This window comes from Comamonas sp. A7-5 (genome assembly GCF_039581385.1).
GTDB classification, from domain to species: Bacteria; Pseudomonadota; Gammaproteobacteria; order Burkholderiales; family Burkholderiaceae_C; genus Comamonas; species Comamonas thiooxydans.
In genome coordinates, this window is the sequence record NZ_JBCPWO010000004.1 from 41,231 (window position 1) to 54,313 (window position 13,083).

13 protein-coding genes and 2 pseudogenes are annotated in these 13,083 nt (G+C 57.1%); 9 read left to right on the forward strand and 6 right to left on the reverse strand.

From position 1 onward, the window contains the following. Positions 1 to 21 precede the first annotated feature (21 nt). Entirely contained in the window at positions 22 to 555 is a 534-nt protein-coding gene (locus AAIL67_RS08225) for a DUF2938 family protein (protein WP_231905843.1), read from the reverse strand. Positions 556 to 593: 38 nt separating this feature from the next. On the opposite strand from AAIL67_RS08225, the gene AAIL67_RS08230 reads away from it, so the two are divergent. Further along, complete coding sequence (locus tag AAIL67_RS08230) at positions 594 to 1,022, forward strand: helix-turn-helix domain-containing protein (protein ID WP_053281734.1); 429 nt, start codon at positions 594 to 596, stop codon at positions 1,020 to 1,022. 97 nt (positions 1,023 to 1,119) lie between these two features. On the opposite strand, the gene AAIL67_RS08235 is transcribed toward AAIL67_RS08230, so the two are convergent. Continuing rightward, on the reverse strand, positions 1,120 to 1,542 hold the full coding sequence (locus AAIL67_RS08235) for a rhodanese-like domain-containing protein (protein ID WP_063662855.1): 423 nt from the start codon (positions 1,540 to 1,542) through the stop codon (positions 1,120 to 1,122). Positions 1,543 to 1,614: 72 nt separating this feature from the next. Here AAIL67_RS08235 and ftrA point away from each other — a divergent pair, with 72 nt between their 5' ends. Next, the gene (ftrA, locus tag AAIL67_RS08240) at positions 1,615 to 2,637 is read left to right on the forward strand and encodes a transcriptional regulator FtrA (protein ID WP_343483761.1); all 1,023 of its coding nucleotides are present in this window, start codon (positions 1,615 to 1,617) and stop codon (positions 2,635 to 2,637) included. A gap of 228 nt (positions 2,638 to 2,865) precedes the next feature. On the opposite strand, the gene AAIL67_RS08245 is transcribed toward ftrA, so the two are convergent. Then, positions 2,866 to 3,042: a hypothetical protein gene (locus AAIL67_RS08245; protein WP_156507063.1), complete on the reverse strand. Its 177-nt coding sequence runs from the start codon at positions 3,040 to 3,042 to the stop codon at positions 2,866 to 2,868. A gap of 402 nt (positions 3,043 to 3,444) precedes the next feature. Between AAIL67_RS08245 and AAIL67_RS08250 the strand changes: the two genes are divergently transcribed. Then, positions 3,445 to 3,981, forward strand: coding sequence for a toxin (locus AAIL67_RS08250; RefSeq protein WP_343483762.1), 537 nt, complete (start codon positions 3,445 to 3,447; stop codon positions 3,979 to 3,981). A 94-nt stretch (positions 3,982 to 4,075) separates the two neighbouring features. Here AAIL67_RS08250 and AAIL67_RS08255 read toward each other — a convergent pair whose 3' ends face one another. After that, on the reverse strand, positions 4,076 to 4,552 hold the full coding sequence (locus tag AAIL67_RS08255; RefSeq protein WP_237734985.1) for a GNAT family N-acetyltransferase: 477 nt from the start codon (positions 4,550 to 4,552) through the stop codon (positions 4,076 to 4,078). Between the two features lie 42 nt (positions 4,553 to 4,594). Beyond that, positions 4,595 to 4,886: pseudogene (locus AAIL67_RS08260) on the reverse strand (LLM class flavin-dependent oxidoreductase); the annotation flags it as partial. Here AAIL67_RS08260 and AAIL67_RS08265 point away from each other — a divergent pair. The 3 genes and pseudogenes from AAIL67_RS08265 to AAIL67_RS08275 all read left to right on the forward strand — a co-directional run. Next, positions 4,881 to 4,994: pseudogene (locus AAIL67_RS08265) on the forward strand (transcriptional regulator); the annotation flags it as partial. The pseudogenes AAIL67_RS08260 and AAIL67_RS08265 overlap by 6 nt on opposite strands. Before the next feature lie 922 nt (positions 4,995 to 5,916). Continuing rightward, a complete protein-coding gene (locus AAIL67_RS08270) occupies positions 5,917 to 6,588 on the forward strand; it encodes a response regulator transcription factor (protein WP_034359278.1) in 672 nt (223 codons plus the stop codon). Positions 6,589 to 6,632: 44 nt separating this feature from the next. Further along, a complete protein-coding gene (locus tag AAIL67_RS08275; RefSeq protein WP_343483763.1) occupies positions 6,633 to 7,511 on the forward strand; it encodes an ATP-binding protein in 879 nt (292 codons plus the stop codon). A 92-nt stretch (positions 7,512 to 7,603) separates the two neighbouring features. Here AAIL67_RS08275 and AAIL67_RS08280 read toward each other — a convergent pair whose 3' ends face one another. Beyond that, positions 7,604 to 8,251 carry a response regulator transcription factor gene (locus AAIL67_RS08280; protein ID WP_063662866.1) on the reverse strand — a complete coding sequence of 216 codons (648 nt, stop codon included), beginning with the start codon at positions 8,249 to 8,251 and terminating at the stop codon, positions 7,604 to 7,606. 442 nt (positions 8,252 to 8,693) lie between these two features. On the opposite strand from AAIL67_RS08280, the gene AAIL67_RS08285 reads away from it, so the two are divergent. The 3 genes from AAIL67_RS08285 to AAIL67_RS08295 all read left to right on the forward strand — a co-directional run bounded on the left by AAIL67_RS08285 (position 8,694) and on the right by AAIL67_RS08295 (position 12,946). Next, positions 8,694 to 9,263, forward strand: a complete 570-nt coding sequence (locus tag AAIL67_RS08285) for a fimbrial protein (protein ID WP_343483764.1) — start codon at positions 8,694 to 8,696, stop codon at positions 9,261 to 9,263. A gap of 62 nt (positions 9,264 to 9,325) precedes the next feature. Beyond that, positions 9,326 to 10,084: a molecular chaperone gene (locus tag AAIL67_RS08290; RefSeq protein ID WP_082877326.1), complete on the forward strand. Its 759-nt coding sequence runs from the start codon at positions 9,326 to 9,328 to the stop codon at positions 10,082 to 10,084. A 135-nt stretch (positions 10,085 to 10,219) separates the two neighbouring features. Next, positions 10,220 to 12,946: a fimbria/pilus outer membrane usher protein gene (locus AAIL67_RS08295; protein ID WP_343483765.1), complete on the forward strand. Its 2,727-nt coding sequence runs from the start codon at positions 10,220 to 10,222 to the stop codon at positions 12,944 to 12,946. Positions 12,947 to 13,083 lie beyond the last annotated feature (137 nt).

Sequence of the window (13,083 nt, forward strand, 5' to 3'; positions counted from 1 at the left end):
CCTTCCGGCCAACAGCAGTCGTTAAAGTGCCGTGAAGGCTCTGGCACAAAGGTATAGGCTGCCTCCAAAAACCAGATGCATCGCCAGACTCACGACGCGACTGAGCCATGGACGAGGTGTTTTCGCACTTGCGAATCCAGCCCCTAGCGCTGGTTGCAAGACGGTCCACGGGAAAAGCACTGTCGCCGCGCCAAAAATCAGCGCTGGGGCCAAAGCTGGCACTTCTATCCACTGGCGCCCTATAACGAGCACAAACACCTGCGCGAAAGCAATTCCTGTCAGATAGTGCAGCGTCCAGCCAACGACATTTTCGCCGCCCATTGGCTGAGCCTCTTTGATTGACTTGTGAAACCAGATACCGTTGCGCCAGTGAAGGCACCAGCGCCCGAGCATTGCGTAGTTCAAGGTGGCTATTCCCATGCGGCGGAGCACGGCAGACCACAAGTCCATCAGTAATGTTGCGCCAACGCCGAGACCAAAAACCAGCGTCCAACCGTTTGTAAGCTTAGTCATTTTTTCGTATTGCTTCTGGTGATTTACAGTGATGTGAACCACTTTAAAAGCTCAAGTGCACTTGAGCGCAAGGCCTGAATATGGACATCACAGAAGTAGCAAAGCGAACAGGACTATCTGCACCAACACTTCGCTTCTATGAAGAGAAGGGGTTGATCCGCTCTATCGGAAGACATGGGCAGCGGCGACTGTTTGATGCTCAAGTCCTAGAGCACTTATCGGTCATCGCTCTCGGACGGGCAGCCGGGTTCTCACTCGACGAAATTAGAGCAATGTTGCCTCCTGATGGAGAAATTCAGGTGCACAGAGAAATGTTGCTCGCCAAGGCCGATCTAGTAGAGAGATCCATCAAGCAATTAAAGGCAGTGCGTGACGGCTTACGGCATGCGGCCAACTGCCCCGAGAAAAATCATCTCGATTGCCCAACGTTTCAACGGCTAATGCATGCGGCCTTGGCAGGGAAAATTCAGCCACTTAAAGTTGCAGCCAGTAAAGCCAAGTCAACTTGAATACCTACTTTGGGCCGAACAGCGACAGCCGCAACCGGCCAATAGCTGACGGTCCCTATTTCTTCAGGGCTGTCTTCTGAAGCAGGAAGCCAAAGCTTCAGGCGGAGTGGTCCTCGAGCATTGTCCCATTCAGTTCAAACCCTTCATCGAGCCAGCCCGTGATACCGCCAGCCATTATTTTCACGGGCCGCCCCAGTCTCGCCAGACGCAAGGCACCACGTGCCGCGCCGTTGCAATGAGGCCCTGCGCAGTAGATGACGAATAGGGTCTCTTCTGCCCAGGCCGCCAACTTGCTTTCGACGATCTTCCCATGAGGCAAATTGATTGCCCCTGGCACATGGCCCAGGGCGAACAGTGCCGGCGAGCGTACGTCGAGGAGCACGAAATCGGGGCCCTTTAGAAGCCCGTCATGCACATCCCAACAATCGGTCTCGAAACTGAATTCAGCAGCGAAATGAGCTATGGCAATGGACGGCTTCGCAGCGGGAATTGCGGTTACATGGGTGCTGGAGAAGGTCATAACAAAGAAGACTGTGTTTGTGGCAGTGATGCTTATCGTGCCGAGAGTCCAGTCGAGTCACAATTGGCGTATATGACATCTATCGAAAAGATTACGCCAATCGCCGAGGCCACCAGCGGCCCGCTGGTTGTGGCACCGGTCTACGATGGCCTATGCACCTTCGAGTTCTCCATCGTGGCAGAGGTTTTCGGTCTGGCGCGTCCGGAGATGGGCCCGGGCTGGTACCGCTTTGCCAGTGCAGCAGTTGAGCCTGGCTTACTGCGGGCTCATGGCGGCCTGCACGTCATGGCTGATGGTCAAGCCGATTTGCTAGAGCGTGCAGATCTGATCGTGATGCCCGGATGGAAAGGCCCACATGTACCAGTACCACAGGAGTTTGCGCGACGCTTGCGCTTGGCCTGGGAGCGCGGCGCCCGGTTGGCATCAATATGCTCTGGGGCCTTCGTGCTGGCCGCAACGGGCCTGTTGGACGGGCGAAGGGCTGCAACACACTGGCGCTATGCCGAGACGCTGAGCCAACTGCACCCCGCAATCGAAGTCGATGCCAGCGTGCTCTATGTCGAAGAAGACCGTATTCTGACTTCGGCGGGAAGCGCCGCGGGCATAGATTTGATGCTGCATATCGTGCGAGGAGACTTCGGCGTGGAAGCCGCCAACAGCGTCGCCCGGCGCTTGGTGATGCCTCCCCATCGCAGCGGTGGGCAAGCTCAGTTCATCGAACGCCCGGTGCAGCCGGACCGGCTCAATCGGCTCTCTGACGTGCTGGAACAGATGCGTGCGGATCTTCAAGGCGACTGGACAGTTGATCGGATGGCGCAGAGCGTGCTGATGAGTTCCAGGTCTTTCCTGCGCCATTTCATCAGGGCGACAGGTGTACCCCCAGGGCAATGGCTGATCGCTGAGCGGGTGACAGAGGCCCAACGCCTTCTCGAGGGCAGTGCAATGCCGGTCGAGGACATTGCTGCACGGGTTGGATTCGGCAGTGTCCAGGTCCTGAGGCATCACTTTCGCACCAAACTAGGCTTGTCCCCCAGGGACTATCGAGCCATGTTCGGCACTGTACGGATCAGTGAACGGCCTTCGGCTCAGACTTGAATGAATTTCTGCTTTGGGTCGTTCTGAGACGCTTGCCTAGCGGCCAATAACAGTCGCTCCCGGCAGATGAAAGCAGACCCTCAACGTCCCAGCTAAACGGGCGAAAGCGTCAGGCCACCAGGCCGGGGATAACGGTGCCGTTATGCATCCGATGGAATGAAAAATTGGGTCGGAGGATCCAAGGATGTGACAGGCATATGGCGCGAAACGCATTATTGCAGGCCAGCATCAAAAGAGATTTACAAAGCTGAGAACCGTCGACCAGGCCAGCTCAAGCAAAGCCCACGCCGAAAATAATCCGTTCACCACAAGAAAAAGCGCACCAACGACAAGCACTACAACAATGAGTTGCACAGCCTTCATACGGTGAAGTCTCCCGAAGAAACCAATTCTTTCATTGGGCATGTATGGCTCCTACCGATATGCCTTATCGTGTACCTTTGATCAATTTTAGGTGGGTTATGCACTGTACCCTCTGGGTCGTTCCGAGGCTCTCGCCTACCAGCCAGACGCAGTCGCTGGACTAGAATCCAGCCGGAAACAGTGAGCGATTTGCAACGGTCACAGCCTGGCCAGCAGCGGCTGTACTGCGTGATTTGCTGCGTGATTCGCGTACATTGAAATTCGTCGTTTCCCTCACCTATGGTCAGCATGACCGACAGTCATTGAGAGCCGTTACCAAGCCTTGATACGTCGTTGCATCGCCTTGTCGCACGTCCGCACTACCCGCGGCTTCGCGCCTCGTCTCAAGCGCAAACCTTCGGTTTGCCGGGTCGTGCCAGCCGCTATCAGCAACACAGGACTCGGATGCGTTATTTAGTGATCGGCACCAGTGGCGCAGGCAAATCCACCTTTGCAAAAAAGCTGGCGCGCAAGATCCGAGCCTCATATATCGAACTGGATTCGCACTACTGGGGGCAAGACTGGCAAGCAGTACCGCCCGAGCAGTTCAAGCATTCAGTTGTTGAAGCTACTCAAGGAACATGCTGGGTAGCCGATGGGAACTACAGTGCTGTTCGAGACGAGCTTTGGTCACGAGCTACGCACGTCGTTTGGCTCAACTACGGTCGCTTCACCGTATTTTCTCGCCTGCTCCGGCGCACTCTTGGCGATGGCATCACCCGCAAGCGTCTGTCGCACGGAAACCGGGAGTCACTGCGGATGGCGTTTTTCTCCAAAGACTCAGTCCTGCTCTGGTCGCTATCCACCTATGCAAAAAACCAGTCGAAGTTCGCCGCTCTGCGCGAGCATGGCGAGTTCGCGCATCTGCAATGGCTTGAATTTTCCGAGCCTTCAGAGGCCTCGACGTTCCTCAAGGCGATCGCTGCCTCACAAGAGCACTGACACGGGTTCATCTCCACAGCCCTGCTACAGCCCGGCATTTCAATGACTACCTTGCAGTCACTCGGATGCAGGTTCGGGCCGCCGAATATGCCCGCTATCGCTGCACATCGAGGTCGTAAGTGACCCAGTCGGTCGCCGACGCAAGCTTGTCGTAGAGCTGGCGCGCCCGGGCATTGCTGCCAGCGGTAATCCACCGCACCACGGGCCAGCCGCGTTCCTGGGCTTTGGCAGCCACGCCCATGATCAAGCTGCGGCCTATGCCTGAGCCTCGCTGGTCTTGAGCCACAAAAAGGTCGTCGAGAAAGCCGACGTCCTGCGCGATCAGCGGGTCAGGACATGCACGAAAATGCGCCAGTCCCAGCAACTGGCGGTCCTCCGACTCTGCGACCAGCCCTTCCATCGGATGGCGCGGGTCCATCAGCCATGACCAGCTTCGATCCAGGATCGCATCGGTCATGGGCGACTGGTAGAAATGGGCGTACTGGCGGTAGAGATCGCACCATGGCGTTCGATCACTCATTTCCAGGGGGCGAATTGTCACTGCACTCAGCATTGGGGTTCTCTTGTCCATGGTTGCTCCGGCTTGGTCATTCCCAAGCCGGTTCTGTGTTTCTCACCAGAAGGCGGGCGCCGCCGACGGTCCTTCGTGCGAGGGAAAGTGCGGCAGCACCTCCCTGGCCAGCTCCTCCAGCACCTCGGTTGGCGGGCGCTGTGAAAACTGAATGCCAAGCGCGGCATGGTTCACCCCTGCCGCCTGCCACTCTTCAAGCAAGGCCATCAGCCCTCTTCGCCCGGTGCGCAGAACATAGCCACCGTGCAAGGTGGGTCCGAGGATAGCCGGAATCATCCACCAGATCGGTCCACTCGTTCGTCATGTGCGGCCTGAACGCCCCTCCGGGGACAAGCCCTGGCCTGCAAGATTCGCCTGCTACGCCGTGACCCGGCCTGGAGCAGCTGACCGCCCCGAAGTGCACGCCTTCCTGGACTGGATTCGCGCAGAAGCGGCCCAGTAAGGCCGCAAGCAGATGCCCTGCTGCCCTGCGGGCTGCTCGAAACGAGTCAACCGGCATTCCCGGCTAGGGCGAAGCCTCTGGTCCCTGCTCAGCGCACTCGCCTTGCCCAAGCCTTCTACTCTCAAGCGTAGGCAGATGCTGCACTCGACATCGTGCTTGTGACAGCCATGCCGCAGTGTCTCAGCGCATCAAAGGCAATACGGGACGACGCAATAACCGCCAGGGCAATCAGCGATTATTCATGCCATTTCTGAATCGCAGTTTCCAAGCTACTGAAGGTATTTCATCAATAGTCCCGGCATGCCACGGCATGCGACGGCAATGACCCGAAACAGCCACCTTCAAGCCTTGAGTATCCTCCATCTCGTTCAAAAAAGATTTTTCAGAAATGAAATATCAAAAAATGACCTTCAATCTTTAATTTCAATCGCGCAATAATAAATGAGGTGTATAGAAAATCATTTGAATGATTTCAATAGCCCAAAAAAAATAATCAACTGAATTTCTAAAGAACATATACCAAAAATAGAAAATGGCTCATTCAAATACGCTATCAATAACCAAAAACAGAACTGAGATAGCACAAAATCAACGACGAATTATTTCATTTTATATATATTGAAAAATTAAATAAACATAGTTAGTTTAATTAATTAAATCTATAGATTAACTCATTAAACACAATGCAAGCATCTACCCACTTCTAAGGATTCATTTTGTAAGTTCAGTAAAATTTGACATTATTTGACATTTTCTATGGATTTCCCAATGAGCACTAATTAGTTTCTTAAAGTATTCAAGCCCCCTGTTTTTTCATCGGGAGCCATCTATGCCAGCCGTCCAGACTTCGTCTTGCCCGCCCTTGTTTAGCAATCACAATGACCCTCCTCCATCGCTTAGCCACTCGATGTGGCCTGGGCACATGGTGGGCCAGCGAGAGCAGCCCGTTCGCGTCTTCCTGGTAGACGACGACAGCCATATCCGCAGAGTGATTGCCCAGGATCTGATGGGTGACTCAAGAACCCTGCTGGTTGGTCATGCCTGCAGCTTGCGTGAGGCACGCAAGAGCATTCAACAGCACGACTTCGACGTTCTGATGATAGATCTCAACCTGGGCGACGGCGAAGGTCTGGATCTGCTTGAACTCGTCCAAGGCACACACCCGCATGTGCAAAGCATTATCGTTTCAGTAACTGAAAGAGATGAAAAGGTCTTTCAGGCTTTTGAGAAAGGTGCTGTAGGCTATTTGCTGAAAAACTCCTGGTTTGGCGACTACGCACAAGCAGTATTGCAAGTTGCCAATGGTGGTGCATCCATTACTCCGTCTCTTGCCAAGAAAATTCTGTCGCTGGTTAGCAGATCACAAACTTATGTCGTTCCAGCATCAAACCTCACCAAAGAAGAGAAACTTTCTGAGCGAGAAATAGAAATACTGAAGCTCATTGCCTGCGGTTACAGCTCTCCTGAAATATCCACGCAGCTCAAAATAAGCACATTGACAGTATCCACGCACGTCAAGAACATGTACCGAAAGCTGCAGGCCAAGACAAGAGCTCATGCTGTGAAAGCTGCCTCCTTGCGTGGGTTGATATAGATTTGGAAGCATTTTCTTTATTTATAGCCCAAGATGGCAAGCGTATGGAATCGCTGAGAAATATCGGTTGGAAGGCAACAACCATTTTCCTTCAGGCCATTACCATACTCAGCTGGTGCTTTCTCACGCCGCTGCGAGATCAGAATTGGTTTGTTGTCTTCAGTATTTTGGTGGCTTTAAGCGGATTGCTTATCTCGCTTCGCTACATTCCTGGAATCTATCGTCTCATCAAGACCAGGCTGCGCGTCCGTGCCCAACCCTCAAAAGAAGTCCAGGAAGAGCGCAAGCGCATCGCCTCAGACCTGCATGACACCCTGGGCAGCCAGTTGGTAGAGGCCTTGAGCCTGATGAACTCACAGTCCTCGGTTGAAGACGGCCCTGCCAGAAAGGTACTGGAGCAATCGCTGCTGGACCTGCGCCTGATCGTCGACTCCATGGATGCCCAATCCGACAACCTGGCCATGCGTCTGGCGCGATTGCGCTATCGACTGGAGCCCGCGCTTGAACGCAAAGGCCTTGTACTGCACTGGCAGTTGACCGACCCTGAGCTCGGGGTCGGCCAGCAGACAACGCTGCCGCTTCCCAGAGACCGCGTTGCGCATGAAATCCTGGCCATCGTTCAGGCCGGTATCAGCAACGCCATCGAGCACGCCGATGCGACCGAGATGTGGCTGACACTGGAGCCCTATCAACAGGGCGATCTGCAAAGCTTCGGCTGGGACTGGTATCTGAGCATTGAAGACAACGGCAAGGGCTTCGATCTTCAAGCCGTGCTCGACAACCCCAGCAAGTCCGGGCACGGCGTCATCAACATGTTTCATCGCATGCGAAGCATCGGCGGCGACCTTCACATCCACCCCCGCCATGGCGGAGGCACGCAGGTATTGATGCGATGGCGGTCTGAACCGCCCAGCCTTTGCTAGAGAAGCCTGAACTCACGGCGTTCTTATTGTGGACACCGCGCGTCATGTCGATCTCATGCCCGGTTGGGGCCCCCCGGGCAGGCGATCTCATCTCATTGATGGAACACGCCGCTATTCAGACAGAACGCCATCAGCTCCTGATTGGACTTCGCCTCAAGCTTGCGCATCGCGGTCATCTTCTGCGAACTGACTGTCTTGATGCTGCGGTTAAGACGCTCGGCAATCTCGGCAAGGCTGCCTCCCCGCACGTAGTAGCGCAGGACCTCGAACTCGCGCGGAGTCAATGACTTGAAGCGCTCCTGCAGCATCTGATGCTGAAGCGAAACATTCGTCTCCAGAAAGGATGGCGGGGTGTAGATGTTTCCTAGCGACACCAGGCGTATGGCCTTGAAAACCTCGAAGGGGTCGTCCTGCTTGAAGACCACGCCCTTGACGCCGGCCTTGTAGAGCTCCTTCACGATCATCGGGTTCGACAGCATCGTCAGCACGATGACCTTCAGGCCCTCGAACTGGCGCAGCAGATAGCCGATGAACTTGATGCCGTCACCGTACTGCGAATCAGGCATGTGATAGTCGACGATGACGATGTCGGGAAGAGACTTCGTCAGCGCCGCCACAAGTTCCGTCGAGGAACTGGCAGTGGCGGTCAGCGTGAGATGGAGGTTTTGCTTGAGCAGGTCGCCAAGCCCCATCAGCACTAGTGGGTGATCATCTGCCAGGACTATTCGTAGTTTCGTCATGCTTTTCTCAATTCGACCCCAATTCTGACGGCACAAACCCCTGCCTATCAAGATGTGTCTCAAGACGACATTAACTTTCAGGAGTGCACTGCGCGGCTTCTTGAAGCCAATCAAGACCGATTAGAAAAGATAATCCAGAAACACAATAGTTAAAAATCTACAACTGCCGGACTATTGGCTGCAGCAAGCAAACTTTTGACAAATATTGCGCCCGGCATCCTCCTCAAACTCAGAATTCCAGGCTTGCGCAAGGCAACTTTAAGAATTTTCTGAGAGTTTCGAGCCCCCCGATTTCATATCCTTTCCAGGCACCTCAACAAAAGGTGCGCAAGCAAGTCGCAATGCATTTGCATTCGATTTGAGGGAGTTTCCGCACCCGTACTCCAACGCCCGGAAACAAACAGGAAACACTTTCTCAATCTTCAATCACAAAGAGTCAATTATGAAAAAACTCGTTATGAGTCTGGCCGTCCTGTCTGCACTCGGTGCTGCGAGCATTGCTCAAGCCGCCCCGACCATCGGCGCCAAAGGCCTTATCAAGTTCACCGGCGTGATCAATGCAGATGCGTGCCAGCTGACCAGCCCCAGCGGTACGGTTGCCGGCAAGACCCTGACCGTGAACATGGACGAGGTCTCCGCCTCCTCGCTGGGTACCGAAGCCTCGCCTACTACGTCCGGCACCGCCCTGACCGCTGAGGCGAAGGAACTGGATCTGGATGTGCAGTGCGCCACCGGCACCAAGGTGTCGATGACGATCACTCCGTCTGCCGTCTCCGGCAAGGGTATCGCCGTGGAAGGCGGTGCCGAGAACGTCCAGATCATGCTGACGCGCGACGGCAATGCGCTGGACTTCACGGCCGGCTCCGCTGATGTGGCTGCCAGCCCTGCGGTCGACGGCAAGTTCCGCATCCCCCTGAAGGCCTACTACACCCGTGTTGACGGCAAGGAAGTGGCCGACGTCAAGGTGGGTGCCGCCAACGCAACGGTCAACTACGTCCTGAAGTACGAGTAAATATCGAAATGCCGCGGCAAGCCGGTGAGCCGGCCGCGCCGCGGCTCAAAAAAGAGATTGCAATGACATCTTTCGCCCAATTCCAACGCGTCTTCGTCGGCGGCTTTGCGGCAGTGAGCATGCTTTACGGAACTTGCGCACAAGCATCAATATCACTGAGTGCCACCCGGGTCATTGTGCAAGAGGGCAAGCAAGAGGCCTCCATCACGGTACGCAATAGCGGCACCCCGGTTCTTGTCCAGGCATGGCTGGATTCGAATACGCCCGACGCTGCCGACAACCTTCCTTTTGCCGTCACACCGCCACTTGCCAAGGTTGCTGCGCCCGGTCAACAGCTCATGCGCGTACTCTATGCCGGAGGCAACACCGGCCTTCCCGGCGACCGCGAATCGGTCATGTGGTTGAACGTGCAGGAAATCCCGCAGTCAACGGCAGGAAAGAACCAGCTTCAGATCGCGCTTCGGCAGCGGATCAAGGTATTTTTCCGCCCGACCGGAATCGTGGGCGCCGTCGCCGATGCACCAGGCTCCTTGCGCTGGGCCCTTGTCAAGGATGCAGGAGGAAAGCAGGCGCTCAAGATCACCAACCCCAGCATGTACCACGTGTCGTTCGCCTACCTGGGCATTGCTGGCGGCAAGGAACTGCCTTCGCCCGCCATGATCGCTCCGGGCGAAACGAGCTTGCATAGCGTCGACGGCGTTATGCCCAACGCCAGAATCACCGTCAAGATCATCAATGACTTCGGCGGTATTGACGCCTTTGACGTTCAACCGTCTGAGGAGTCCGCAAAGCCTTCTTCAGCAGTCAAGGCAGACCAGTAGCGGCGGGGCGCGCACCCTCGTCTGCGTCCTGTCTTCCACATCCCTGGGTTCGGACAAGCATTCCGCTATGCATCAGCGGATGGGGCTCTCTTGCGCCCTGTTTTTGAGGCCACCCGCCAATTTGCTCGCCCACCTATGCCGAACAATCACGAACACCGTCGCGACGACCTCTGTCCTCATCCTGTTCTTCGCCGCTGGCTGGCTGGCGTGCTGTGCGCCTCTCAGGCCGTTGGCGCAGCAGCGTGGACAGAACAGGAAGCCGTGCACCAGGCACCAGGCGGGGCTGCGGCGCCCCTCAAGAAGCCGCAAGCGATGCAGGTTGCTGCGCTGGACGCCCCGGTCGTCGTCGGCTACAACACGGCCTTCCTCTACGGAATGACGTCCACCACCGACATCAGGACACTGCTGGCCGGCTCTGGCATTCCACCGGGCTTTCAACGCGTCGACTTCTACATCAACCAGATGCTTGCCGGCCGCATGGATGTCGAGTTCTCGCACAATCCCAAAAGCGACGAAATCGAACCGTGCATTACCGTGGCCATGCTGGAACAAGGCGGTGTTGATCTGGGCAAGCTCCCCAGCCCGCTGGAGCCAGGCGCCAGCTGTCTGCGCCTGCAAGAAGTCATACCGGACGCAAGCGCTGCATACGATATGGCAAGCCTGCGCCTGAACGTGAGCGTGCCGCAGATCTACATGACCTCGCTGCGTCGTGGCTATATCGACCCCTCCCTGTGGGAGACAGGCGCCGACGTCGCCTTTCTCAACTACAGCCTCAACGCACGCCGCAGCGAGTTGCAGCACGGCAGCTCCCGGAACGATCTCAGCGCCAGCATCCGCTCAGGTGTCAACCTGGGTGAATGGCGCCTGCGCAACGATTCATACCTGACTTCTGGAAGCCGCCGAGCGACGGAATTTCGGAGCCAGAACACCTATCTGCAGCGCGGCTTCAACGCCATCAAAAGCCAGATGGTCGTGGGAGAGACATACACCTATTCGCCGTTATTCGAGAGCGTGCGCTTTCTCGGCATGCAACTGGCCTCCGATGAGGCCATGCGACCTGACGAGGAGCGAGGCTATGCACCGGTGATCCGAGGGACGGCGGAAAGCAACGCGACCGTGGAAGTCCGCCAGAAAGGCTATCTGATCTACACGACGACCGTTGCCCCCGGCCCGTTTGCAATCACTGACTTGCAGCCCTCCGGCACGAACGGCGACCTGGAGATCGCCGTCATCGAGGCCAGCGGAGTCCGGCGCATATTTCGGCAGGCATTCGCCAGCCCTCCGCTGATGGTCCGCGAAGGCCGGATCAAGTACGACATTGCTGCCGGCCAGGTGCGCCTGGATCGTCGCCAGCAGGAGCGGCCTGGTTTTGTCAGCGGATCGATGATCTACGGCCTGACGGCCAACACCAGCCTGGCTGCCGGTCTGCAGGCCTCGCCCGGCTATTGGTCGTATTCGCTGGGTGCGGGCCTGAACACGCCGCTTGGCGCGCTCTCCCTGGATGCCATCCACTCGCGCAGCAACGCCGGCGGCTCGTCCGCAAGCGGGGACCGTCTCAACCTTCGCTATGCAAGATTCGTCGAGACGACCGGATCCCATGTCTCTTTCAATGTGCAGCATGGCTTACGTGAAGGGTTCCGCACACTCTCTGATCACGTCGAGCGAAACGGCGCGCTGGCCGGCTCGCGGCCCAACCCGCACTGGCGCCTGGGACAAGGCAGCCGGCAGCGTCTGGACGGCTACCTCTCTCAACCTGTCGGCCGTGGCTATGTCTACCTGAACGGGTCCTATGGCAAGAACTGGGATGGAACCGCCTCCCGCAGCCTGTCGCTGGCGTACAGCAACTCGATCGGCAAGCTGAACTACAACATCTCGTTCACGCAATCACGAAACCTGAACTCGTCATGGGCAAGCGGGCCCCTGCCCCGTCATGACAACACCTTGATGCTCACGCTCAGCATGCCCTTGGGCGGCCCAGGCAACTCCACGCACGCATTTTCCACGCTGAGTCGACAACGTGCCGGTACGAGTGCGCAGGCCGGCGTCTCCGGCACGCTGCCCTTCGAACGCAATGTCAGCTACACCGTGGCCGGCAACAGGGATGCGGACGGCCAGCGCGAAGCCTCTATCGGCGTGGGCACCGCGACCTCATTTGGCCGCCTCAATGCCAGCTACACCCATGGCGACCGATACCGTGCGAGCAATTTCTCGGCATCGGGGTCCGTCGTGGCCCACGCGGGCGGCGTCAACCTGGGGCAGGGATTGGGCGAAACCTTCATGCTCGCCAAGATCGAGCCGCCGGTGCCGGGCGTGGCAATCTCGAGCTTCTCCGGCGTCGAGACAGGACGCAATGGCTATGCAGTCATCCCCAGCGCCACCCCTTTCCGCGGCAACTGGGTGACGCTCAGGACACAGGGACTGTCCAAAGACGTCGATATCACCAACGGCACGCAGATGGTGGTGCCTACAAGGGGCGCAGCCGGGCTGGCCAGGTTCACGGCAGTGACCGGACGCCGCGTGCAGTTCGAGTTGCGCGGGGCCGACGGCCAGCCCCTGCCCTTTGGTGCAACGCTCGACGAGCTGGACGGCACAAGGCTGGGGATTACCGACCCGCGCGGCCGTGCCCTGACCTTGCTGCCTGCAGACCGCGAACACGGCGAACTGGACGTACGCTGGGATAAAGCCACATGCCGTGTTGCCTATACGCTGCCGCCGAAGGTCGAAGGCGAGAACTACCAGCGCCACGCACTTACCTGCTCGACCCCCATTCCACCCTCCCCCGCGCGCAAAGACCCCGGCTCCATTGCAGCAAGCGATGTACGGTCGCCCCAAGCCGGGGCTCCAAGGCCTGGCGCCTCATAAAAGACGCCTCATAAGCCCAAAGGGCGGGAAGCGGTTCCCGCCCTTTTTTGAGCTCCCCCGCCAGGTCCACATAGAGCGATAGTCCCTCCACATGCTTGGCGACAGCCAGAACGCCATCTTCGCCAGCAAGCCCTTTA